This window comes from Corynebacterium sp. HMSC05C01 (genome assembly GCF_001807155.1).
Lineage (GTDB): Bacteria > Actinomycetota > Actinomycetes > Mycobacteriales > Mycobacteriaceae > Corynebacterium > Corynebacterium coyleae.
Window position 1 is genome coordinate 164,686 of record NZ_KV787954.1, and the last position, 23,924, is coordinate 188,609.

Consider the following 23,924-nt stretch of genomic DNA (forward strand, 5'->3'; position numbering starts at 1 on the left):
ACACCGTGTTCGAGTCACTGTCCGACCGCCTCCAATCAGCCCTGGGTGGTCTGCGAGGCAAGGGCAAGCTCACCGAGGAGGATATTAACGCCACGGCTCGCGAGATTCGTATCGCGTTGCTGGAGGCGGACGTGTCGCTTCCGGTTGTGCGTGCGTTTATTAAGCGCGTCAAGGAGCGTGCCCTCGGTGCCGATGTTTCGGCAGCGCTGAATCCGGCGCAGCAGGTCATCAAGATTGTTGATGAGGAACTGACAAACATTCTCGGCGGTGAGACTCGCCGGTTGAATTTGGCGAAGAACCCGCCGACCGTGATTATGCTCGCCGGTCTGCAAGGTGCTGGTAAGACCACCCTGGCAGGTAAGTTGGCTAAGCACTTGGCTAAGCAGGGCCACACCCCGATGTTGGTGGCGTGTGACTTGCAGCGTCCGGGTGCGGTGCAGCAGCTTCAGATTGTTGGTGAGCGCGCTGGTGTGCCGACGTTTGCCCCGGATCCGGGTACGTCCATCGACTCGTATGAGCACGAGATGGGCACCTCGCACGGTGATCCGGTTGCGGTGGCGCAGCAGGGTATTGAGCACGCCAAGCAGAACAAAAACGATGTGGTCATCATCGATACTGCGGGCCGCCTCGGTATCGATGAGACCCTGATGACTCAGGCCCGCAACATCCGTGATGCAGTGAATCCGGATGAGGTCATCTTCGTTATTGATGCGATGATCGGTCAGGATGCGGTGTCTACCGCCGAGGCGTTCGCTGCTGGCGTCGACTTCACTGGTGTTGCACTGACCAAACTTGATGGCGACGCCCGTGGCGGTGCCGCGCTGTCCATCCGTGAGGTCACGGGCAAGCCGATTCTCTTTGCGTCGTCTGGCGAGAAGCTCGACGACTTCGACGTGTTCCACCCGGACCGCATGTCCAGCCGTATTCTCGGCATGGGTGATCTGCTGTCGCTGATTGAGCAGGCTGAGCAGACTTATAACGAGCAGGACGCTGAGGCAGCCGCAACCAAGTTGGCTTCCGGCGAACTCACACTGGAGGACTTCCTCGACCAGTTGCTCATGATTCGTCGCATGGGGCCGATTGGCAACCTGCTCAAGATGATGCCTGGCGGCAAGCAGATGAACCAGATGGCGGACATGGTCGACGAGAAGCAGCTCGACCGTATCCAGGCCATCATTCGCGGTATGACTCCTCAGGAGCGCCAGGATCCGAAGATTTTGAACGCATCGCGCCGCAAGCGCATCGCTAACGGTTCCGGTGTGAAGGTCTCGGATGTGAACCAGTTGGTGGAGCGCTTCTTCGAGGCGAAGAAGATGATGGGGCAGATGGCCAGCCAGTTCGGCTTGCCGGGTATGCCTGGCATGGGCCGAAGCGCTACTAAGAAGAAGCCGAAGGGTCGCCGGGGCAAGAACGGCAAGCGCAAGCCGGTGAAGCGCGGTGGAAATCAGGGCATGCCGAAGATGCCAGGGATGCCAGGAATGCCAGGAATGCCGGGCATGGGTGGCGGTATGCCGGATATGAAGGATTTGGAAAAGTTGCAGAGCCAGCTTCCTGCGGGCATGCAGGGCATGGATCTCAACAACCTCGATTTCAACGAGGCGATGAAGCGTATGCAGAAGGGAAAGTTCTTCTAGCGCGCAGCGCGCCGCAGCGCGAACGCTTCACAGATCAAGGGGGGGAGAGGCCAGCACTTTAGAGGGTGTTGGCCTCTTCGCCATCTTGGGCAGAGTCGGTGGCGGTTTCGGGGGCCAGCGTGGTGTCGTCGATAAGCCCAAGCTTGTTGAAGATCGGGGTGAGCTCTTCCCACATCAATGGGGCGAGCGATTCGGCGTACGCGTTGGAGATGTGATTCTGGTCGCGGTAGATGTAAATGTTGCCGATCTGTGGCGGGCAGATGCCGTCGATGCAGTACCAGCTGGCGGTGTCGATTTCCCACTGGTTGTAGCCGCCGTCGAGGAAGTACTTCGCAGGGTCTTCAGGGGAGTAGACCACGTGTGCGTCCATGGAGCAGTCGGCTTCGGAGTATCCGGCTACGAGGCACAGGTTGGGGTCCATTGGGTCGCCGTCGGGGTTGAACATCCATGGGTTGTCGCGCAGGCCGACGAATGGGATGCCGTATTCAGCGAGGCGTTGCCAGAAGTTTGCGTATGCGTCAGGCACGTAGTCCTGAGAGGCGATGCCACCGCCTGCGTGACCTGCGGGGCGTGTGGAGGTGGAGATCACCATGGCAGGGTTGAGTTCGACGAGTTCTGCGAACGCGTTCTCGCCCCATTCTGCGCATTCTGGCGAGACAATGTCGGCGTTGGCGGGGTCCCAGGGGCCTCCGACGACGAGTGGGCATTCTTGGCGCACGAATGTTGCAACTTTGAAGCCGTGGCGTTTGCCAAGGATGTCCAGTGGGATGCCGAATGGTTCGATGTGGGAGCCGCCGACCAGTGCGATGGTGGTGTCGGCTTCCAGGTCACCGTATACGCAGTGAGGTCCCGGCATGATGTCTGGGCCTTCGGGGAGGAAGACCATGCAGTTGTCCAGCCCGATTGGTGGGTAGATGCCTGCAACCAGGTTCGGGTCTGGTCGGGCTTCGACGTCGGGGACTTCGGCGCCGGCGAGTGCGAGTGCGCCTGGGTAGATGGCGGGGTCGAGGGGTTTGTCGGCGTCGTCGATACGATCGTTCCAGATTGGCTGGATGGCAAGTGCTGCGGCAAACAAAGCGGCGGTGAGCACACCACCCGTTGCGCGGAATTTTCCGGGCCACGTGCGTAGCGACGACCCCGCGTCGCGCACCGGCGTATCCATGGCACGCGGGCGCGCACGATGCTGGCGTAGTGGATCTTCCACCAGCATGTGGGTGATGTGTGCGAGGGCGAGGGACACGGCGATGACACATGCGCCGAGCCATGCTGGGGGAACGGCGTATCCGCCGAGGGCGGTGACGATGATCAAAAGCGGCCAGTGCCAAAGGTAGAGCGAGTAAGCGATCTTGCCCAGCCAGGTCATGGGTGCAGATGCCAGCACGCCGGAGACAGCGTTGCTGTTGCCTGACAGGATGACCAGTGCGGCACCGGTCAGTGGCAGCAGTGTGAGGGGGCCGGGGAATGCGAGCGACGTTGGGATAACGATGCCGGTGATGGTGATCATTGCGACGCCGAGTAGTGCAGTGAACCAGGCGAAACGCTGTGGGAAGAATCGCTCGGCTGGTACGAAGGCGAGCAGTGCGCCGAGGGAGAGTTCCCATGCGCGAGAGAACGTGGAGTAGTAGTTGGCGCCGGTGCCGACGAAACCGAAGCGGGAGGCCCAGGCGAAGGAGGCGATAGTGATGAGTGCCAGCACTCCGATGGCTACGCGTCGCGCCCAGACAGGGTTGGCTTTGAGCTTCGATACTGCAACAGCCAATAGGGTGCCCATGAGGATGCCGAAGATGTAGAACTGGCCCTGGACCGACATTGACCACAGGTGCTGTAGCGGGGATGTTTCCTGGCTTGCTGCAGCGTAGTCGGCATTTTGGGCGATGAGTTCCCAGTTTTGGTAGTACAGCATCGACGCTGTGACTTGGCTCGCGAGCTGCTGGCTCATCAGTTCTGGCGTAAACGCGAGAACGAGAAGGACAACGCTAACGATGACAAGTGCGAGCGCCGGTACGAGTCGGCGGATGGTGCGCCACAGGGGCCACCACGGGTTCAGGTTTGGGTTCGGACGCAGGGCGTATCGCAGTTGCCCGCCAAGGAAAAAGTAACCGGACAGCAGCAGGAAGACGTCGACGCCACCAGAGACACGTCCGACGAAGACGTGGAACAGGACGACGAGTGCGATGGCGTATCCACGCAGCCCATCGAGGTCGACGCGGTATGCGGTCGAGCCTTTTGTCGACTGTGCCGATTGTCCTGCCATCGTGTCCAACCTTGTCAACTACTTCTATTTCGTTACAGGCGACGTGTATTGCAGCTGGCAATGCGCGTCGCAATCGGTAAAGACCATACAGTCTGAACTTTGCATGACCGAACCAGCCACACCGGGGCATTGCAAGGCATTGCCGTGCGGGAGTTTGGTGTCTTGGGGTTTTAGCCCGTAAGGTGTCAAAGGTTGTCTGACGTCATTGTTGGCGTTTGGCACGACAAGTCTATAACTGCGTACGCGCCGGATCCGTCTGGATCCTTCCCAGGTTGCCTGGGAGGGGATGGTCGACCGGCCAGGCACGCGCAGGGTAAATAAGAAGGGTTGAACCGGCTCGTCGAGAAGCGGCGAGTGTCTGCACTGCCCAGTGACCTAAAGGAAGTACACCATGGCTGTAAAGATCAAGCTGCAGCGCGTTGGCAAGATCCGCAACGCTCAGTACCGTGTCGTCATCGCTGATGCTCGCACCCGTCGTGACGGTGCTGTCATCGAGAACATCGGCATCTACCACCCGAAGGAAGAGCCGTCGCTCATCCGCATCGATTCCGAGCGCGCTCAGTACTGGCTGGGTGTCGGCGCACAGCCGACCGAGCCGGTGCTCGCGCTGCTGAAGGTGACCGGCGACTGGCAGAAGCACAAGGGCCTCGACGGTGCTGAGGGCACCCTCAAGGTTGCTGAGGAGAAGCCGTCCAAGCTCGACCTGTTCAACCAGGCTCTGGAAGAGGCTAAGAACGGCCCGACCGCTGAGGCGATCACCGAGAAGCGCAAGAAGGCTAAGGAAGACGCTGAGGCTAAGGCAGCTGCTGAGGCTGCAGCTGCCGCAGAGGCCGAGGCTGCAGAGGCTGAGGGCGAGGCTGCAGAGGCTGAGTCCGAGGAGGCATAAGCCTTTCGCTTATCGACGACACCCCGCACCCGCACACATTTCGTGCCGGTGCGGGGTTTTTCGTGCTGCGACTTTGTAAAACTTGCGTACGGTTGGGCATGCAGACATTTCCTAATCGAAAGGGGAGCGGATCATGGCTCGTACGTTTTTGGTGACTGGTGGCGCGGGCGGCATTGGCAAGGCGACTGCGGAGTTGCTTACCTCTCGCGGCCACAAGGTGATTACTGCCGATATTGCGAATGCGGATATCAATGCGGATCTGACCACCGCAGAGGGCCGTCAGGCGCTTGTCGAGGAGGCCACCAAACTTTCTGATGGCAAGCTCGATGGCGTCATTGCGAATGCCGGTATGCAGGCGCCGACCCCGAAGACCGCACAGGTGAATTACTTCGGTGCGGTTGCGACGCTTGAGGGGCTTCGTCCGCTGCTGGAGAAGTCGGATGCGCCGCGCGCTGTGGTGACGGCGTCGATCGCATCACTGCAGCCGGCGGATGACCAGTTGATTGAAGCGATGCTTGCTGGTGATGAGGAAGCCACCGTCAAGCGTGGCCAGGAACTTGCTGACCAGGGCCCCGAGGTTGCATACCTTAACTACTCGTCCTCTAAGCAGGCCATTGCTCGTTGGGTGCGCAAGAACGCGATCTCCGAGGAGTGGGCTGGCAAGGGCATTGCGCTCAACGCTATTGCGCCGGCCGTCGTGATTTCCCCGATGACTGAAGAGCTGCGCAACACCGACGAGGGTCGTGCACAGTTGGCGCAGGTGCCGATGCCGCTGAACGGTTGGATGCCGGCAGAGGCCGCGGCCAGCTTTATTGCATGGCTGACCAGTGAGGAGAATACCCACCTGTGCGGCCAGGTTGTCTTTATCGACGGCGGCTTCGACGCCACGGTTCGTGGCGACAAGGTCTGGTAGGCCGACAAGGGCAATTTGTGGGGCTGCTACCGTAGCCGATTATGGAGCTCAATATTGGCCGCGTCGTGAAGTCGCACGGCGTGAAGGGTGAGGTAGCAGTCGAGCTCCTCGCCGACGAGTCTGAAGACCACATTGTTGTCGGCGAGGTGCTCACCGGCCGCCAGGCTGGCAAGGAACAGCACTTGACTGTGAAGACGGTTCGGCCTCATCAGAAGCGCCTCCTCGTCAGTTTTGAGGAGGTGCCAGACCGCACCGCTGCGGACAGTCTGCGTGGCATGAAGTTTTTTGCAGAACCTCTGGAGCGCGACGAGGATTCCGACGAGTACTACAACCACGAACTCATCGGGTTGAAGGTCCGCCATGACGGCGATGAAGTTGGCGCTGTTACTGGCGTGATGGATGCGCCGAATCGCAAGATTCTGGAGATCGCCTATCACGGCAAGGAAGTCCTCGTGCCCTTCGTTATGGAGTTTGTGCCGGACATTGACCTCGCTGATGGCTACCTGGTGATTACGCCGCCGGAGGGACTACTTGATGTCTAACCCGAAGCCAGCGCTTCGCCTTGATGTCGTCACTATTTTTCCCGAGTACTTGGACCCGCTGCGCCACGCGCTGCTGGGCAAGGCGATTGAGCAGGGAATCCTCAACGTCGGTGTGCATGACCTGCGTGATTGGGCGACGGGTAACCACAAGTCGGTAGACGCGCCCCCTCTGGGCGGTGGTCCTGGCATGGTGATGAAGCCGGAAGTGTGGGGGCCGGCGCTCGACGATATCGCTGCGGGACGCACAGGCACGGAGCTGGACTCGGCGGCCAAGCACCGGAATGACAAGTTGCGTCACGACGATGTCGCAAACGTTGCACCACGCCCTTACGAATCCCCAGTGGCAGGCGATGACGCCTCAAAGCCGCTGTTGCTCGTTCCCACTCCGGCAGGTAAACCATTTACGCAGGCGGATGCCCGTGCCTGGTCGCGCGAGGAACACATTGTGTTCGCTTGCGGGCGCTACGAGGGAATCGACCAGCGTGTCTTCGAGGATGCGAAGCAGCGCTACCGGGTGCGTGAGGTGTCCATTGGTGACTATGTACTCATTGGTGGCGAGGTCGCCGTACTGGTCATCGCGGAGGCAGTCACCCGGTTGATCCCCGGAGTGCTTGGCAACACTGAAAGCCACGAGGAGGACAGCTTCTCGGATGGGTTGCTTGAGGGCCCGAGTTATACAAAACCACGAGTATGGCGGGGGATCGAGGCTCCGGAGGTGCTTACCTCTGGCGACCACAAGAAGGTTGAAGCGTGGCGCCGTGAGCAGTCGCTGAAACGCACCCGTGCCGTCAGGCCCGAATTGCTCGAACAGGTGGAGCTCAGTGAAGAGGACCGGTTCATGCTGGATTCGCGTGAGGTTGTGTCGGTGTTCGAGGTGGGCGGACAGCGGGTCGTCGCAAAGCAACTGCGACGGGCGCTGAAACAGGCTGGCTATCGTGCGGAGACGATCGAGCGGAACGAAACGACGCTCACGGTGAAGGGACGAACCGCGCTGTCGCTGGAGGATGCGACGCAAGCGGTTGCGGATGCGTTGCCGAAGGGCACGCAGTGGAGCGGGTACACGGCAGGGTAATGCCTGCTGAGGTGGTAGAAATCACCTTGGAATAATTTAAAGATCTGATCATTGATCGCGTAATGTTTGGTGTGTTACACGCGTTGCAAAACGAAAGGACACCCATGCTCGCGTCAGTGCTCGACCCCACCTCGGGGCTCGCAATTGTCCTTCAAATCGCCGTTATTCTTGGCGCTCTTCTGCTCGGCACGCGGTACGGGGGCCTTGGGCTTGGTCTGATCTCTGGCATCGGCCTTATGCTCATGGTCTTCGTCTTCGGTCTGGAGCCGGGCGAACCACCGGTGGGCGTTATGCTCACCATCATCGCAGTCATCGGCTGTGCGGCGACCCTCCAACAATCGCGCGGATTGGAGGTGATGATGCAGCAAGCCGAGAAGCTCCTTCGCGCCCACCCGGAACGCATCACCTTGCTGGCTCCGGTGACCACATGGTTCCTCACTGTGCTGTGCGGTACCGGTCACGTGGTCTACACCATGTTCCCGATTATCGAAGACATCGCGGTGAAGAAGGGAATTCGCCCGGAGCGTCCCATGGCGGTTGCTTCTACCTCGGCGCAGATGGGTATTACAGCCTCGCCGGTGTCGGTGGCAACGGTGTCGCTCGCGTCGATTTTGGCGGAACACGCCGGAGTTATCGATAAGGCGTACTCGATCCCGCAGATTCTTATGGTTGCCATTCCGGCTTCGCTTTCCGGCGTGATCTTGGCCGCGTTGTGGTCGTTGCACCGTGGCAAGGATCTGGACAAGGATCCGGTATTCCAGGAGCGCATGCAGGACCCGGCGTTTGCGGAGTCCATCAACAAGTCCAGCCATTCGCTTCTGGACGAAGTCTTTCCAAAGTCCGCTCGCAACGCGGTGTGGATTTTCCTCGGCGCTATCGCCTTCGTGGTTGTTCTCGGCGCGTTTGAGGGCCTGCGTCCCGCGTTCGACGACGGTGACGGTGGCATGAAGCCGCTGTCCATGAACCTCGCCATCCAGATGGTGATGCTCTTTGCCGGTGCGATCATCTTGCTGTTCTGCAAGGTAGATCACAAGAAGATCGCCTCGACACCGGTGTTCAAGGCAGGCATGACCGCGGTGTTCTCCGTGTTTGGCGTGGCCTGGATGGCGGATACGTTCTTCGCGGCGCACATCGACCAGCTCGAATCCAGCCTCGGTTCTGTTGTGGAAGCTGCCCCGTGGGCGTATGCCATCGTGTTGCTGATTGTGTCCAAGTTGGTGAACTCCCAGGCTGCGGCGCTGGTCGCTATTGCCCCGATCGGGCTTGCCTTGGGCATCGACCCGAAGGTCATTGTTGGCTTCTACGGCGCCGCGTATGGCTACTGGATTTTGCCGACCTACCCGTCGGATCTTGCCTGCATCGGCTTCGACCGCACCGGCACCACCCGAATTGGCAAGTTCGTGATCAACCACTCGTTCCTGATTCCGGGTGCGATCTCGGTGTTCACTTCGTGCGTGGTGGGCTCGATTCTGGCGCAGGTGCTGCTGTAAAGCTCCCGTGAGTACGGCGCGACTAAGATCGCCCGAATGACATCAATCGCAGTCACCATCGCGAACGAACTCAACATTCGGGAATCTCAGGTCGAGCAGGCACTGAAACTGCTCGCTGAAGGCAACACCGTGCCGTTCATTTCCCGCTACCGCAAGGAAGCCACCGGTGGGCTCGACGACGGGCAGTTGCGCCACATTGAGGAGCGCAACACCTACCTCGTCGAGCTCGCTGAGCGCAAGACCGCGGTGCTTGAAAGTATTGAAGAGCAGGGCAAACTTACCGACGATCTCAAGCACGAGATCCTCGCAGCTGACACCAAAGCGCGCGTTGAGGATCTGTACTTGCCCTACAAGAAGCGTCGCAAGACCAAGGCGGATATCGCCCGCGAGGCGGGTCTTGAGGATTTGACGCAATTGCTTATCGACGACCCCACCGCCACCCCCGAGACCCTCGCCGAGAGGTACCTCTCCGAAGGCTTCCCGGATGCCAAGGCTGCACTCGACGGTGCTCGTTCGATTTTGGTGGACCGGTTCGCCACCGACGCCGACCTTGTTGGAGCCGTGCGCGACCGCGTCTACGAACAGGGCACCATGCGCTCCTCGGTTGTTGAGGGCAAGGAGCAGGAAGGCGCGAAGTTCGCGGACTACTTCGACTTCTCGGAGCCGTTCCACAAACTGCCCAGCCACCGCATTCTGGCGTTGCTGCGTGGTGAGAACGAGGGCGTGCTCACGCTCAACCTCGACCCGGGCGACGAGGCCGTCTTTGAGGGCATGATCGCGGATCGTTTCGATCTGCCGGTGAAAGACTCCGCCTGGCTGGCCAAGGCGGTGCAGTGGGGTTGGCGCACGAAACTGCAGGTGTCGGCCAACCTGGATACCCGCATGCGTCTGAAGGAAAAGGCCGAGGAGGGCGCGCTGCAGGTGTTCAAGACCAACCTGCGTGACGTGTTGCTCGCCGCCCCCGCAGGTCAGCGCGTAACGCTCGCGCTTGACCCGGGCTATCGCAACGGCGTGAAGTGCGCGGTTGTGGACGGCACCGGCAAGGTGCTGGCCACGACAATCGTCTACCCGCACCAGCCGCAGAACCGTTGGGACGCGTCGCGCGCCGAGTTAGCGTCGCTGGCTGCCCAGCACGGAGTCGAGCTCATCGCTATTGGCAACGGCACCGCTTCGCGCGAATCGGAAAAGCTCGCCGGCGAGGTAGCGGACCTCATCGCACAGGCTGGCGGCAAGCGCCCGACTCCGGTGGTTGTGTCCGAATCAGGCGCGTCGGTCTATTCGGCAAGCCCGATCGCAGCCGAAGAGTTCCCAGACATGGATGTCTCGCTGCGCTCCGCAGTGTCCATTGCGCGCCGCCTGCAGGACCCGTTGGCGGAACTGGTCAAGGTTGACCCGAAGTCGATCGGCGTGGGCCAGTACCAGCACGACGTGAATCAGACGGCGCTCGCACAAACGTTGGACGCTGTGGTGGAGGATGCGGTGAACTCAGTTGGCGTGGACGTCAACACGGCTTCGGCACCACTGCTTGAGCGTGTCGCTGGTCTGTCCGGCACGGTGGCGAAGAACATCGTGGCGTACCGCGACGAGCACGGCAGTTTTGCTACCCGCAAGGAGTTGGGCAAGGTTCCGCGTCTGGGGCCGAAGGCATTCGAGCAGGCCGCTGGCTTCCTGCGTATCCAGGGCGGGAAGAACCCGCTCGATGGCTCAGCGGTACACCCGGAGGCTTACCCGGTGGTGGAGCGCGTCGCCCAGGCGACGGGTCTGAACACCGAGCAACTCATCGGCAACACGGCGGTACTCACCAAACTCAAGCCGGCGGATTTCGCTGACGACACTTTCGGTGTGCCTACCGTGACCGACATTCTCGCCGAGCTGGACAAGCCGGGGCGCGACCCGCGCCCTGAGTTTAAAACTGCGGAGTTCAAGGAAGGCGTCAACGAGGTCAAGGATCTCAAGCCCGGCATGATCCTCGAGGGAACCGTGACCAATGTTGCCGCTTTCGGCGCGTTCGTGGATGTGGGTGTGCACCAGGATGGTCTGGTTCACGTCTCCGCGATGAGCCACAAGTTTGTCTCTGACCCGCACGAGGTGGTGCGCTCCGGCGAGGTAGTCAAGGTCAAGGTGATGGATGTGGATGTCGCTCGCAACCGCATTGGGTTGAGCCTGCGGCTTGACGACGAGCCTGGCCAGCCCGGCCAGACCACCAGCCAGAAACAGCGCAGTGGCCAGAGCCGTGGCCAGAACCGTGGCGGTCAGAAGCAGCGCCAGGGGCGAAACCAGAACCGGGGCGGTGATCGTCGTCAAGCATCTGGCTCGATGGCGGACGCGCTCAAGCGTGCCGGATTTGGGAAGTGACCGGGCAGTATGTAGAATGCTGCAGGTTGTTGTAATCGACACGAACCGGCCGAGCGCCCTGATTAGGGAAGTGCCGCCAGGGTCCTCTGTCCGAAAACGAAAAGGATTGCTTTCATGAGCAACGGCATTATTGATCTGGTTGACGCAGGCCAGCTCCGTGACGATATCCCGGACTTCCGCCCGGGCGATACCCTCGACGTTCACGTTAAGGTTATCGAGGGTTCTGTGACCCGTACTCAGGTGTTCACTGGCTTCGTTGTGCGTCGCCAGGGCAGCGGTATCCGCGAGACCTTCACCGTCCGCAAGGTTTCCTTCGGTATCGGCGTTGAGCGTACCTTCCCGGTGCACTCCCCGAACCTGGAGAAGATTGAGGTCGTCCGCAAGGGTGACGTCCGTCGTGCGAAGCTGTACTACATGCGCGATCTGCGCGGTAAGGCTGCTCGTATTAAGGAGCGTCGCTAGTTTTAGCCGCACCACGTGCCCCGTCCGAGTTTCTCGGGCGGGGCACGTTGCGTTCTCAGGGTGTCGGGGTGCGGTGCTAACCTATCCGGCGTGACCAACGCGAATGTGCCCGCCAACGGGCAGCCCCAGACCCCTAAGCCGCACAACCCGTACGCTGCCGAGGATGCATCGTATGAGGTGAACGCTGCAGACCGCCCTGCAAACGGCGCTGCAAATGGCGCTGACTGCAGCGACGAGAAGCAGAACCTTCCCTGGTACGTCGAGATCCCGGTGGTAGTTGTGCTCACGTTGGTGATCATGTTCGTGCTGCAAACGTTTATCGGCCGGCTGTATGTCATTCCGTCGGCGTCGATGGAGCCAACGCTGCACGGCGAGGACGGTTCGGGCGACCGCATTTTTGTGGAGAAGGTCAGCTATTACTTCTCGGACCCTGAGCCGGGTGATGTCATCGTGTTCGCCGGTACGGATTCGTGGAACACGGGTTTTTCCTCCAACCGTTCTTCGAACCCTGCGATTCGTGGGTTGCAGGAGGTGGGTTCCTGGGTTGGTTTGGTGCCCAAGGATGAAAACACGTTGGTCAAGCGCATCATCGCTACCGGCGGACAGACTGTCTCGTGTCAGGCGGGCGACCCGGCGGTCATGGTTGATGGTAAGCCGATCGATCAGTCGTACATCTTGCAGCCGAACTTCTACCCGGTGGATGAGGAGACCGGATCGGATGCGTGTGGTGGTCCGTACTTCGGCCCGGTGACGGTGCCGGAAGGCCACTACTTCATGATGGGCGATAACCGCACCAACTCGCTGGACTCTCGCTACCACTTGGGGGATCAGTTCCAGGGAACTATTCCGGAGGAGAGTATCCGCGGCAAGGTGCAGGCGGTTGTCTTCCCGCTGAACCGCCTTCAGGGTGTGTCGGACCCGGACATTCAGCAGTAGGGTAGTGCGCCGTCTTAAGCAGTTACGCACCTACGAGGTCGCGTTGGACAAGGCCGGGCTGGGGCCGGTGGCGGGGGTCGATGAGGCTGGCCGGGGTGCGTGCTTTGGCCCTGTGACCATCGCTGCGTGCGTCTTGCCCATCAAGCCGATTGCTGCGCTTGAGGGGTTGACGGATTCGAAGAAGCTTACAGCGAAGAAGCGCGAGTTGCTTTTCGACGAAATCCGCAACGCCGCCGTCTCCTACCACGTCATTCATATCCCTGCGGCAGAGATTGATCGGCGCGGGATCCAACACGCCAACCTGGATGGGGCCCGGCGCGCCGTCGCAGGCTTGGATGTCGATCCGGGTTACGTGCTCGTGGACGCGTTTCGTGTGCCGGGGCTTCGCGCACCGCAACTGCCAGTTGTCGGCGGTGACTACACCGCGCGTTGTATCGCTGCGGCGAGTGTGCTGGCAAAGGTGAGCCGCGACAGGCTCGTTGTGGAGATGGCTCGGGACTATCCGCAGTACGGGTTGGAGGGCCACAAGGGCTATTCAACAAAGGTGCATATGGACGCGGTGCGCCGCCACGGGGCGAGCCCGGAACATCGTTATAGTTATGCGAACGTCAGGGACGCTGACAGGTTTCACACTGAGCTAAGGGGTCATGTATGAGCGCCGAGGATCTTGACAACTACGAGGCAGAAGTTGAGCTGTCCCTGTACCGCGAGTACCGCGACGTGGCGAGCCAGTTCTCCTACGTTGTGGAGACGGACCGCCGCTTCTACCTGGCTAATGCGGTGAAGCTGATTCCGCACACGGAGGGTGGCGACGTCTACTACGAGGTTCTCATGTCGGATGCGTGGGTGTGGGACATGTACCGTGCGGTGCGCTTTGTGCGTTACGTGCGTGTGATCACCTACAAGGACGTCAACATTGAAGAGTTGGATAAACCTGAGCTGACATTCCCGGAGTAGGGAACCGGGGCGTGCATTTGCCCGTCTAATAGGTACCAGATGTTTTGGTGCTAAAAGACAATAAGGGGGAATGTATGCACGCCAGGTATGCGGCCCAACAGGAGTTGGGCGTATTGGGGGAACGTGCTGCGGCTCGCTGGTACGCGGAGCAAGGGTATACCGTCCTTGGTCAGCGAGAACGCGTTGCTGCAGGGGAGATTGACGCAGTCGTTGAAGACGAAGACGGCACGATTGTGTTCGTCGAGGTGAAGTCGCGCAGGGGTGGCGCGTTCGGTGCTGCGGAGGCGGTCACTGCGAAGAAGTTGCGCACGATGCGTCGTTGCGCTGCGCAGTGGATGCGAGAGCATCCTGCGTTGGGGGTTCGCGCTATCCGTTTCGACGTCGTGGAGTGCGTCACCGATGGCGATGATTTCGTCCTTCGTCGTTACTTGGGGGTGGAAGATGCCGCTTGCTAGCACGATCAGCGCAACAGTTGAGGGCATCACGGCTCGGCTTGTCACTGTGGAGGCCAACGTCGGCCCGGGTCTTCCGGGGATCCACATGGTGGGGTTGGGCGATGCGGCGGTGAAAGAGTCGCGCGACCGGATTCGCACTGCGATCTCCAACTCGCAGCTTCCTTGGCCACGTACGAAGATCATGGTGTCGTTGTCGCCGGCGCATTTGCCGAAGACGGGCTCGCACTTCGACTTACCGATTGCAGCTGCCGTCTTGGGCAGTTTGGATCCGCGGGTGCAGCGCAGACTAGAGAGCACAATGCTGCTCGGAGAGCTGGCGTTGGATGGTTCGTTGCGCCGAGTGGACGGCGTGTTGCCGATGCTGATTGCAATGCTTCACGACGACTCCACCACCGGACCCGACATCGTCGTCGTTCCACGAGAGAACGCCGCAGAAGCCTCACTGCTCGGCATGAAGAACATCCTTGTGGCAGATTCGCTGGCGCAGGTGTGGCAGTGGCTCATCGGGGAGACAACGCTGGATACCGTCGGCGAGCCGGAGGTCCAACACGCTGCAGCGGTCGCGGACTTCAGTGACATCGCCGGAATGACTGTGGAGCGCGAGGCCCTCGAGGTCGCCGCAGCCGGTGGGCACCACGTGATGATGATCGGCCCGCCTGGCTCCGGCAAGTCGATGCTGGCAGAGCGGCTGCCTTCTATCTTGCCGCCGCTGAACATCGAGGAGATGGTGGAAGTCACGGCGCTGCACTCGGCTGCGGGAATTTCCAGTGGCGGCATTGTGTCCAACCGGCCGTTTATCGCCCCACATCCGTCGTTGACCAGGGCGGCGCTCATCGGCGGCGGTTCAGGAGTGCCTCGCCCCGGGGTGGTCAGCCAGGCCCACCATGGGGTGCTGTTCCTCGACGAAGCCTCGGAGATTTCTGCGCACGTTCTCGACGCGCTTCGGATCCCGCTAGAAAAGCGTGAGGTGCGCCTGACGCGCTCGCGCCGGGAAGTTGTCTACCCGGCTGATACGCAAATCGTTCTGGCTGCGAACCCGTGTGCGTGCCAGCGGGTCAACGGCAATTGCACGTGTCGGGTGGCTGAGCGGGCCCGGCACTTATCCAACGTTTCCGGCCCGTTGCTCGACCGGCTGGATGTGTTCATCCAGACCTCAGCGGATTCCACGGTGGTTACCCCGGGTGACGCGGAGTCGTCGGCAGTCATCGCCGAGCGTGTCATGCAGGCGCGCGAGCGTGCCCAAGAGCGCTGGTCGCAGGCTGGTATCGACGAGTCCGTCAACGCTCGCGTTGCCCCAACTTTCATCCGCAAGCAATTTCCCGCGGACGAAGCAGCGATGGCCTACCTGTCCTCGCTGCTGCGCACCGGAAGTATCACGCAGCGTGGCGTGGATCGGAGCCTGAAGGTGGCGTGGACGCTTGCGGATCTGGAAGGCGTGGCGCAACCGGATATCGACCATGTGGCTCGCGCCGTCGATATGCGCACCGCACCAGAGGAGGTGGCGGCATGAGGAATGTAAGTTCGCCAGAATCCTGGGCGTATCTCAGCCGTGTTGTCGAGGGACCCTCGATCCACATTCAGGAGTTCATTACCAACGGGCGAAGCGCGGACGAGATTGCCCACGGTGTGCGCACGCGTGCAAGCTGGATCGGGGCCCTAGGACCGCAGACGCAAAACCGCTATACCTGGGACCAACCTGCGCAGGATCTCGCGCGTGCTAGGGCCGCCGGATATACGTTGCTGACTCCAGACTCGCCAGGCTGGCCTGGAGAGAACATCAAGCCCACGTTCCACTGTGAGTATCCGGACGATGATCGAAAACTTTCCCTGAACGAAGAAGCGGTTGCACCACACGCGCTGTGGGTAAAAGGTGAAGCAGACCTTGCGAAGCTACTTGCACAGTCGGTCGGCGTTGTCGGTACACGAACAGCAACGCAGTATGGACGTCACGCTACCGATGACCTTGTGCGGGGTTTGGCAAAACACCAGTACACGATCGTCTCTGGTGGTGCACTGGGTATCGACACGATCGCACACCAGGCGGCCCTCGACTGCGGCGCACCCACCATCGTGGTCGCTGCCTGCGGGCCGGGGTACGTCTACCCGCTGAGCAACGAGCCACTCTTCGATCGGGTTGTGCGCGCCGGGGGAGCCATTGTCACCGAGTACCCACCCGGCACGACCCCGGACCGGCACAGGTTCCTCACCCGTAACCGTCTCGTAGCAGGGCTGACCCAGGGCACCCTGCTGGTGGAAGCGGCGTTTCGCTCAGGTGCGTTAAACACGCTGAAGTGGGCCAATGCAATGAATAAACAAACGATGGCAGTGCCGGGCCCCATTACTGCAACGGAGTCGCTCGGCACGAACCTCGCCATTCAGAACAAGCAGGCGGCGATGGTGCTCAACGCCGACCAGATTCACGAGCACATCGCGCATACGGGGGATTTCGATGCGGGCGAGCAGATGGAAATGAAGTACCCGCCGACATTGACGCAGCAACTCAGCCACAACGAACTGCGCATTTACGACGCACTGCCACGAGCAGGCGAAGGATCGCGAACGGCTGAAGAGATCGCGGCAGACGCTGGCCTTTCCATCGGACTGACGGTGCACATTCTGATGGACCTGGCCAAGCGGGGAGTGGTGCAGCGCGAGCGGAAGGAATGGTCCCGCACCGAGTGAATAACCAAGTGAATATTGGTTAGCGAGTAAACTCCTGCGACATGAGTGAAAGCGTAGGGCAAGTGCAAGCGGGCGTCGGCGATTTCGCCGACTACGCCTCGCTTGTGCTCGGGCGCTCCCCAAACACAGTGAAGGGGTATGTCTCCGACCTGGCGACACTCGCCGGGTACGCAGACACCTTCGACGCGTTCACCCTGGAGGCGCTTCGCACCTGGCTGGCCGACGCACTGACCGCCGGGCGCAGCCGAGCCACCCTTGCGCGCCGTACCGCAGCCGCGCGCGCATTCTCTACCTGGGCGTACCGCCAGGGCTACATCGACCACGACGCAGCAGCCCGCCTCAAAGCACCAAAAGTGAATCGCGCGCTGCCCAACGTCGTACGCGGGGAGCGTGCCACAGAACTCGTCGAGGCGGATACCGCCGACGACGCCCACCCCGCCGAACACCTCCGTGACCGAGCCATGCTCGAGCTGCTCTACGCCACCGGCATGCGTGTTGGCGAACTCACCGGTCTCAACCTCTCCGACATTGACCTGGCGCGCGGGCTTGCCCGCGTGACCGGCAAAGGCAACAAACAACGCGTCGTCCCGTTCGGGCGCGAAGCAACACTGGCGCTCAACGAGTGGCTCGAGTTCGGGCGCTCCGAACTGGCCAATGGCAAAGCAGAGGATGCGGTATTCGTCGGATCCCGTGGCGGGCGCATCGGCCAACGCCAAGTGCGCCGTGTTGTCGAGCGCGCCGGGCAACGTGCCGGTGTCAGCGACATCAGTCCGCACACCCTTCGCCACACGGCCGCGACGCACATGCTCGAAGGCGGAGCGGATCTGCGTGTTGTGCAGGAAATGCTTGGGCACTCAAGCCTGCAAACCACGCAAATCTACACGCACGTCTCGGCGCAGCGGCTCAAAAACGTCTACGACCAGGCGCATCCACGGGCTTAAGTCGTATTCTCGGTGGCTCCAGCAGTGTGAGCGGATCGATGTACTTGTCAGGTCCTGTAAGCGCACCCCAGTGCAGTCCGTCGTGTTCGCCAGCAAAGTGGCTTGTGGCGCGCGCAAGTCTGCCAATGATGTGGCCTTCCGTAACGTTGTCGCCAGCCTTGAGGTCTGAGCGCACTGGCTGGTAGGTCGTGCGAATGCCCCCTGGGTGGTCAATCGAGATCACAGGAGTGCCCGCGACAGTGCCGACGAACGCCACAACCCCGTCGCCCGCAGCGAGCACAGGCGCGTTGAGCTTCAAAGGCAGATCCACGCCACGGTGGCCAGGCTTCCAATTTTCCTCCGGGATTGACGCAGGACGGGATACCGCGCGGGGATACGGTGTGCCTGCCGCGGGATCGACCCAGGCAAGGGCGGTGGCGGGGGAGCACCACAGTAGGGCTCCGAGCAGGATGGTGGCTGTGGTGGTGCGTGGCGTCGTCGATAGGCAATGCATGCTCTCAAAGGACCATTGCGGCGCGGAAAAGAACAGGGTCTGCGCAAAATCTGTGGATAACGGGAGTGGTTAGTGTGACTCCAGGGGAAGTTATCCACAACGTTGCAGATGAGTTTAGGTTTTTAGGGCTCATACGGGTAAGGTTGCCGGGGCAGTTTGTGCAGCACCGTAGAGCGCTGCATAGATTGACTACGCGCGCCGAACAATGGCTGCTCAGCAACGGTCCCTCTCACAGGGGTGCGGGGCAGGCACGGTGCCAGGGTGAGGGATAAAAACCCGCACGTGAGACTTACAAGTAACCGAACTACTTTCTCCGAAGGAGACATTCCCATGGCAGTTGTAACCATGCGTGAACTCCTCGACGCAGGTGTCCACTTTGGTCACCAGACGCGTCGCTGGAACCCGAAGATGCGTCGCTTCATCTTCACGGAGCGCAACGGCATCTACATCATCGACCTGCAGCAGACGCTGACCTACATCGATGAGGCATACGAGTTTGTCAAGGAAACCGTCGCACACGGCGGCACCATCCTGTTCGTCGGCACCAAGAAGCAGGCACAGGAGCCGATCCAGGAAGAGGCGCAGCGCGTCGGCATGCCGTACGTCACGCACCGCTGGCTGGGTGGCATGCTCACCAACTTCCAGACCGTATCCAAGCGTATCGGTCGCATGAAGGAACTTCAGGCGATGGACGCAGCCGAGGACGGCTACGCAGGTCGCGGCAAGAAGGAAATCCTCATGCTGACCCGCGAACGCGTGAAGCTCGAGCGTGTCCTGGGTGGCATCTCTGAGATGACCAAGGCTCCATCCGCTCTCTGGATCGTGGACACCAACAAGGAGCACATCGCCGTCAACGAGGCGCAGAAGCTTCGCATCCCGGTCGTCGCTGTTCTGGACACGAACTGCGACCCGGATGTTGTCGATTTCCCGATCCCGGGCAACGACGACGCCATCGGCGCTGTCAAGCTGCTCACCCACGTCGTGGGCGAGGCTGTCATCGCTGGTAAGCAGCAGCGCGAAGAGCGTCAGCTCGCAGCTGCACGTGACGCTGCAGGCGACACCGACGCGAAGCGTCAGGCTGAGGCAGCCGAGGCTGCTGCACAGGCCGCTGCTTCCGACGAGGTTTCCGCAGCCGATGCTGCTAAGGCCGCTGTTGCTGCAGAGACCGCTGCTCCGCAGGAAGTTGCAGAGGTCGAGCAGCCGGCAGCCGTCCGCGCTGCTGAGCAGGCTGAGGGCAAGGACGCCTAAGTCTCAAGGACACTGCAAGTCCGCAACCCAGGCGTAAGCCGCCTGGCTTCGGCCAGGATTCACGCACACCCCGCGTTCCGCTCACGTCCGCCGATTACCGGCCGGGACGCGGCGGACCGGGGTGTTCGTATTTTCCACACGTGGCAAGTCATGCCGCCGGCCAGATCGTCGGCTACGCTTGAAACGGTTGAATACCTTTACGTAAAACTTTCACGAGGAGGATCGCCCAATATGGCGAACTACACTGCTGCTGACGTCAAGAAGCTCCGCGAGATCACCGGCTCCGGCATGCTCGACTGCAAGAAGGCACTCGAGGAAACCGACGGCGACTTCGACAAGGCCGTTGAGAACCTCCGCATCAAGGGTGCGAAGGACGTGGGCAAGCGCGCTGAGCGCAACGCCCTCGAGGGCCTCGTTGCTGTTTCCGGCAACACCATCGTGGAGATCAACTCCGAGACCGACTTCGTGGCGAAGAACCAGGAGTTCAAGGACATCGCCAACCAGATCGCTGAGGCTGCTGCTGCAGTGAAGGCGAACTCCCAGGAGGAGCTGGCAAAGGCCGACGTCAACGGTGAGACCGCACACGAGGTGCTGGAGCGCCTCTCCGCAAAGATCGGCGAGAAGCTCGAGCTGCGTCGCGCTGCCACCATCGAAGGCGACAACATTGCCAAGTACCTGCACCAGAAGGCTGCTGACCTTCCGCCGGCAGTTGGCGTACTCGTTGCCTACAACGGTGACAACGCTGAGGCTGCACACCAGGTGGCTCTGCAGATCGCTGCTATGAAGGCTCGTTACCTCAACAAGGAGGCTGTCCCGGCCGACGTTGTTGAGAAGGAGCGTGCGGTTCAGGAAGAGATCACCCGCAACGAGGGCAAGCCGGAAGCTGCCATCGAGAAGATTGTCGAGGGCCGCATGGGTGGCTTCTTCAAGGACGTTGTCCTGCTCGACCAGCCGTCGCTGGCTGACTCCAAGAAGACCGTGAAGCAGTTCGCTGACGAGAACGGCATCGAGATCACCGACTTCGTCCGCTTCGAGGTCGGCCAGGCATAAGCCAGGCGAGAGGTTTCATAGCCTCACACGCGGTGCAACCCCGTACTGTCTGTCCCGATTAGGGGGACGGGTGGTGCGGGGTTGTCGTCGTTAAGCAAGCAGTTCTGAACTCAACGCGTTGCGTGGCTAAGATCGGTTCCGAACATTTTGCAATTGGCTGATCCGCGCAAAGGAGCGTTTTCGGTGACTGACCTCAACCCCAACCGCACAGGTTTCAAGCGAGTCATGCTGAAGCTGGGGGGTGAGATGTTCGGCGGCGGCAAGGTTGGCATCGACCCCGACGTAGTCGAGTCCGTCGCCCGCCAGATCGCAGATGTCGCGCGCTCCGGCACCGAGGTCGCTGTCGTGATCGGTGGCGGCAACTTCTTCCGCGGCGCTCAGCTGCAGCAGCGCGGCATGGACCGTGCGCGCTCGGACTACATGGGCATGCTCGGCACTGTCATGAACTGCCTTGCGCTGCAGGACTTCTTGCAGCAGATGGGCATCGATTGCCGCGTCCAAACTTCGATTAACATGGCGCAGATTGCAGAGCCGTACCTGCCACTGCGTGCAGCACGCCACCTGGAGAAGGGCCGCGTGGTCATCTTCGGTGCGGGTATGGGTATGCCGTACTTCTCCACGGACACCACGGCCGCGCAGCGTGCGCTGGAGATCGGCTGCGAGGTGCTGCTCATGGCTAAGGGTGTGGACGGTGTCTACGACTCCGACCCGCGCGAGAACCCCGATGCGAAGCTCTACTCCGAGATTTCTCCTCGCGAGGTCATTGAACTTGGCCTCAAGGTTGCGGATGCCACCGCATTTAGTCTCTGTATGGACAACAACATGCCGATCCTGGTGTTTAACCTGCTCAAGGAAGGAAACATCGCCCGCGCGGTTGGCGGCGAGCAGGTAGGTACGCTAGTCGCCTAACAGCGTCTCAAAATGCTGCGCCACCGTGAGCAGTTCCGGCCCGGTGAGCGTAAGGCTGCCAAGGTGCACCCCGCCGAGTGCAATCGCAGGGGTGCCGAGCATGTTGTACAGCGAGCACCACGGTGACCATTCGGTTTGCGCGTGGAAGCTCGCTTCTGGCGTGAGAGAGGGGAAATAGCCGATCCGGGGTGGTGCGAATGCGAGCGTGGGGGAGAGCACTACATCGACGTCCCATTGGGAGGCGATGAGGTGAGGCAAATCCCGGCGGTGTTGCTCGGCGGCGTCAAGGTCGCTGTTGGTCAGCTTGTGGGATTGCTCGACGAGCCAGCCGATGTATCCGCTGTCGAGCGGATCCGTCAGGTTGAAACTCGCGGTGATTGTGGTCGTGAAGTGGGCGTAGGTTTCCAGCGATTCGCGATACGGCTTGAGCTGCACCACTTCAAAGTCGAGAGCACTCGCAAGCTTTTCGACGAGCGCACCTCGCCGATCCTCCACATCCGGCCGCGCGAAGATACCGTCGGTAAGCACACCGATTCGGAGCCGCTTGCCTTTGATGCGGCGGTGCCAACCCCACAACGTGAATTGGTCCGCGACGTCCTGAGTGAGAAACCCATGTGCGGCGATACCTTTGCTTGCGGGTTTGAAGCCGACGATCTCGCACGCTGCAGCTGGCACGCGTATGGATCCGCCGGCATCGGTGCCGTGTGCGGCGCGAACGGTGCCGTCGGCCACCACAACTGCGGCGCCAGTAGAAGAGCCACCTGGGGTGCAGCCGGGGTAGGCCGGCGACTCGAGCACGGGAACGTCAGGGCGCTCTGCGTAGCAGGTCGCGCCCAGCTCCGAGGTCAGCGTCTTGCCGTGGATGGCGACGCCCTGCGCCAAAAGATTGGAGATAAACGGATCGGTTGCTGTTGCGGTGTAGGCGCGTGCAGGGCTGCCGTGGGTAGTGGTCATGCCAGCAACGTCGGTGCCGTCTTTGACCGGAATCTGCCAACCAGCCAGACGTCCAACGTTTGGGCGCGGCCGCGTGTGTGTGCTTGGGGGCAACGTGAACGCGGGATGCAGCATGGCGCCAGTGTAGGTGCCAGTCGCGCTGGTAGGTTAGTAGGGACGCCGAATAGAGAAAAGGTAGGGTTTTCCCCATGATTGATGACGTATTGCTGGATGCCGAAGAGCGCATGACCGCCTCTGTTGAGCACGCTCGTGACGAGTTGGCCACGATTCGTACCGGACGTGCGAACCCGGCGATGTTCAACGGTGTGATGGCTGACTTCTACGGTGCACCGACGCCGATTAACCAGATGGCGACGATTTCCGTGCCGGAGCCGCGCATGCTGCTGATCAAGCCGTACGACATGTCCACCATGGGTGAGATCGAGAACGCAATCCGTAACTCTGATCTCGGTGTGAACCCGACGGATGACGGCCAGGTCATCCGTGTGTCTATCCCGCAGCTCACCGAGGAACGCCGCCGTGACCTGGTCAAGCAGGCGAAGCAGAAGGGCGAGGACGGCAAGATTGCCATCCGTAATATCCGTCGCCAGGGCATGGAAGCGCTGAAGAAGATTCAGAAAGACGGCGACGCTGGTGAGGATGAGGTCGTAACCGCCGAGAAGGCGCTGGACAAGACCACCCAGTCCTACGTTGCTCAGGTCGATGAGATCGTTCAGCGTAAGGAAGCCGAACTGCTGGAGGTCTAGCGTGCCTGCTGCTGATCAGGAGGAGCGCGCCACGCCGAGCCGCTGGCCGGTGCATGCGCCGAAGCCGAAGAACAACCCGGGGCGTGATCTGCCGACCGCCATTACGACCGGTGTTGTGCTCGGCGCGATTGTCATTGCCGCCGTATGGGTGGGGCCCAAAGCCTGGTACCCACTTGTCGCCGTCGCTGTAGCAGGAGCGATGTGGGAGGTGATGACCCGGCTGCGGGAAGCTGGTTACCAGCAGCCGCGCACACTGCTGATCATCATGGCCCAACTCATGCTGTGGTCCTCCGTGCCGTATGGCACTACAGGGCTCGTGGCGGGTTTTGCCTTCACCGTTCTCGTTGTCATGTTCTGGGGGATGTTCCACCAGGGCAGGAATAAGCGACCAGAGAATTACCTGCGCGACACGGCAGTGAGTCTGTTCGTGCTTGCGTGGATTCCGCTGTTTGGCACGTTCGCCGCAATGATTTCCTTGATTAGCCAAGGTGGGGTGGATGGTTCCGCCTACATTGTGGCGTTCATGCTGTGCGTTGTTGCCAGTGATGTGGGTGGTTTTGCTGCAGGCGTGATGTTTGGCTCGCACCCGATGGCGCCGGCAATTAGCCCGAACAAGTCCTGGGAGGGCTTCGCTGGGTCGATCGTTGCCGGAAGTATTACCGGCATCTTGGTGGTCACGCTGCTCATTCACGGCCCGTGGTGGATGGGCGTAGTGCTCGGCATCGCTTTAGTGATTTGCGCGACGATGGGAGATTTGGTGGAAAGCCAGTTCAAGCGTGAACTGGGCATCAAAGACATGTCCAACCTGCTGCCAGGGCATGGTGGCATCATGGATCGACTTGACGGGATGCTTCCCGCAGCAGCGGCGACCTACATCTTGCTCACGACCATCACGCTTATGAGCGCCTAAGCACAGACCTAGTAATTCGAAAACATTCGTGCGAC

Annotated in this window: 23 protein-coding genes; 20 read left to right on the forward strand and 3 right to left on the reverse strand. The window is 61.0% G+C overall.

The genetic code is table 11. The features are described 5' to 3' along the window. Positions 1-5 precede the first annotated feature (5 nt). Positions 6-1,634 (forward strand): signal recognition particle protein, encoded by a 1,629-nt coding sequence (gene ffh, locus HMPREF3145_RS05565; RefSeq protein WP_070422388.1) that lies wholly within the window; start codon positions 6-8, stop codon positions 1,632-1,634. A 58-nt stretch (positions 1,635-1,692) separates the two neighbouring features. On the opposite strand, the gene HMPREF3145_RS05570 is transcribed toward ffh, so the two are convergent. Beyond that, positions 1,693-3,888, reverse strand: coding sequence for an acyltransferase family protein (locus HMPREF3145_RS05570; RefSeq protein WP_070422249.1), 2,196 nt, complete (start codon positions 3,886-3,888; stop codon positions 1,693-1,695). Between the two features lie 391 nt (positions 3,889-4,279). Between HMPREF3145_RS05570 and rpsP the strand changes: the two genes are divergently transcribed. From rpsP to HMPREF3145_RS05640, 14 genes are all read left to right on the forward strand, one after another. After that, positions 4,280-4,774 carry a 30S ribosomal protein S16 gene (gene rpsP, locus HMPREF3145_RS05575; protein ID WP_070422250.1) on the forward strand — a complete coding sequence of 165 codons (495 nt, stop codon included), beginning with the start codon at positions 4,280-4,282 and terminating at the stop codon, positions 4,772-4,774. A gap of 133 nt (positions 4,775-4,907) precedes the next feature. After that, complete coding sequence (locus HMPREF3145_RS05580) at positions 4,908-5,687, forward strand: SDR family NAD(P)-dependent oxidoreductase (RefSeq protein ID WP_070422251.1); 780 nt, start codon at positions 4,908-4,910, stop codon at positions 5,685-5,687. A gap of 41 nt (positions 5,688-5,728) precedes the next feature. After that, positions 5,729-6,229: a ribosome maturation factor RimM gene (rimM, locus tag HMPREF3145_RS05585; protein ID WP_070422252.1), complete on the forward strand. Its 501-nt coding sequence runs from the start codon at positions 5,729-5,731 to the stop codon at positions 6,227-6,229. Further along, the gene (gene trmD, locus HMPREF3145_RS05590) at positions 6,222-7,301 is read left to right on the forward strand and encodes a tRNA (guanosine(37)-N1)-methyltransferase TrmD (protein WP_070422253.1); all 1,080 of its coding nucleotides are present in this window, start codon (positions 6,222-6,224) and stop codon (positions 7,299-7,301) included. The genes rimM and trmD overlap by 8 nt, the downstream gene beginning before the upstream one ends. Before the next feature lie 104 nt (positions 7,302-7,405). Next, the gene (locus HMPREF3145_RS05595; RefSeq protein ID WP_070422254.1) at positions 7,406-8,791 is read left to right on the forward strand and encodes an anaerobic C4-dicarboxylate transporter; all 1,386 of its coding nucleotides are present in this window, start codon (positions 7,406-7,408) and stop codon (positions 8,789-8,791) included. 36 nt (positions 8,792-8,827) lie between these two features. Further along, on the forward strand, positions 8,828-11,146 hold the full coding sequence (locus tag HMPREF3145_RS05600; RefSeq protein ID WP_070422255.1) for a Tex family protein: 2,319 nt from the start codon (positions 8,828-8,830) through the stop codon (positions 11,144-11,146). Between the two features lie 114 nt (positions 11,147-11,260). After that, complete coding sequence (gene rplS / locus HMPREF3145_RS05605; RefSeq protein ID WP_070422256.1) at positions 11,261-11,608, forward strand: 50S ribosomal protein L19; 348 nt, start codon at positions 11,261-11,263, stop codon at positions 11,606-11,608. 177 nt (positions 11,609-11,785) lie between these two features. Continuing rightward, positions 11,786-12,544: a signal peptidase I gene (gene lepB, locus HMPREF3145_RS05610; protein WP_070422389.1), complete on the forward strand. Its 759-nt coding sequence runs from the start codon at positions 11,786-11,788 to the stop codon at positions 12,542-12,544. 4 nt (positions 12,545-12,548) lie between these two features. Next, positions 12,549-13,199: a ribonuclease HII gene (locus tag HMPREF3145_RS05615; protein WP_070422257.1), complete on the forward strand. Its 651-nt coding sequence runs from the start codon at positions 12,549-12,551 to the stop codon at positions 13,197-13,199. Next, positions 13,196-13,501, forward strand: coding sequence for a DUF2469 domain-containing protein (locus tag HMPREF3145_RS05620; RefSeq protein ID WP_070422258.1), 306 nt, complete (start codon positions 13,196-13,198; stop codon positions 13,499-13,501). The genes HMPREF3145_RS05615 and HMPREF3145_RS05620 overlap by 4 nt, the downstream gene beginning before the upstream one ends. A 74-nt stretch (positions 13,502-13,575) precedes the next feature. After that, positions 13,576-13,956, forward strand: coding sequence for a YraN family protein (locus HMPREF3145_RS05625; protein ID WP_070422259.1), 381 nt, complete (start codon positions 13,576-13,578; stop codon positions 13,954-13,956). Further along, positions 13,943-15,466: a YifB family Mg chelatase-like AAA ATPase gene (locus tag HMPREF3145_RS05630; RefSeq protein WP_070422260.1), complete on the forward strand. Its 1,524-nt coding sequence runs from the start codon at positions 13,943-13,945 to the stop codon at positions 15,464-15,466. The genes HMPREF3145_RS05625 and HMPREF3145_RS05630 overlap by 14 nt, the downstream gene beginning before the upstream one ends. Next, on the forward strand, positions 15,463-16,638 hold the full coding sequence (gene dprA / locus HMPREF3145_RS05635) for a DNA-processing protein DprA (protein WP_070422261.1): 1,176 nt from the start codon (positions 15,463-15,465) through the stop codon (positions 16,636-16,638). The genes HMPREF3145_RS05630 and dprA overlap by 4 nt, the downstream gene beginning before the upstream one ends. 41 nt (positions 16,639-16,679) lie before the next feature. Then, positions 16,680-17,579, forward strand: coding sequence for a tyrosine recombinase XerC (locus tag HMPREF3145_RS05640; protein ID WP_070422262.1), 900 nt, complete (start codon positions 16,680-16,682; stop codon positions 17,577-17,579). Here the strand turns inward: HMPREF3145_RS05640 and HMPREF3145_RS05645 are convergent. Beyond that, positions 17,542-18,072: a M23 family metallopeptidase gene (locus HMPREF3145_RS05645; RefSeq protein ID WP_083279399.1), complete on the reverse strand. Its 531-nt coding sequence runs from the start codon at positions 18,070-18,072 to the stop codon at positions 17,542-17,544. The two genes, HMPREF3145_RS05640 and HMPREF3145_RS05645, sit on opposite strands and share 38 nt — an antisense overlap. A gap of 330 nt (positions 18,073-18,402) precedes the next feature. Here HMPREF3145_RS05645 and rpsB point away from each other — a divergent pair, with 330 nt between their 5' ends. The 3 genes from rpsB (at position 18,403) to pyrH (ending at position 21,279) form a co-directional block, all read left to right on the forward strand. Next, complete coding sequence (rpsB, locus tag HMPREF3145_RS05650) at positions 18,403-19,320, forward strand: 30S ribosomal protein S2 (RefSeq protein ID WP_070422264.1); 918 nt, start codon at positions 18,403-18,405, stop codon at positions 19,318-19,320. Between the two features lie 231 nt (positions 19,321-19,551). Beyond that, positions 19,552-20,370 carry a translation elongation factor Ts gene (tsf, locus tag HMPREF3145_RS05655; RefSeq protein ID WP_070422265.1) on the forward strand — a complete coding sequence of 273 codons (819 nt, stop codon included), beginning with the start codon at positions 19,552-19,554 and terminating at the stop codon, positions 20,368-20,370. 225 nt (positions 20,371-20,595) lie between these two features. Then, the gene (pyrH, locus tag HMPREF3145_RS05660; RefSeq protein WP_070422390.1) at positions 20,596-21,279 is read left to right on the forward strand and encodes a UMP kinase; all 684 of its coding nucleotides are present in this window, start codon (positions 20,596-20,598) and stop codon (positions 21,277-21,279) included. On the opposite strand, the gene HMPREF3145_RS05665 is transcribed toward pyrH, so the two are convergent. Further along, positions 21,268-22,347, reverse strand: coding sequence for an amidase family protein (locus HMPREF3145_RS05665; RefSeq protein WP_101732651.1), 1,080 nt, complete (start codon positions 22,345-22,347; stop codon positions 21,268-21,270). The genes pyrH and HMPREF3145_RS05665 overlap by 12 nt on opposite strands. 74 nt (positions 22,348-22,421) lie before the next feature. Between HMPREF3145_RS05665 and frr the strand changes: the two genes are divergently transcribed. Together frr and HMPREF3145_RS05675 are read left to right on the forward strand one after the other, a co-directional pair. Further along, on the forward strand, positions 22,422-22,979 hold the full coding sequence (gene frr / locus HMPREF3145_RS05670) for a ribosome recycling factor (protein WP_070422266.1): 558 nt from the start codon (positions 22,422-22,424) through the stop codon (positions 22,977-22,979). 1 nt (position 22,980) lies between these two features. Then, positions 22,981-23,889: a phosphatidate cytidylyltransferase gene (locus HMPREF3145_RS05675; RefSeq protein WP_070422267.1), complete on the forward strand. Its 909-nt coding sequence runs from the start codon at positions 22,981-22,983 to the stop codon at positions 23,887-23,889. Positions 23,890-23,924 lie beyond the last annotated feature (35 nt).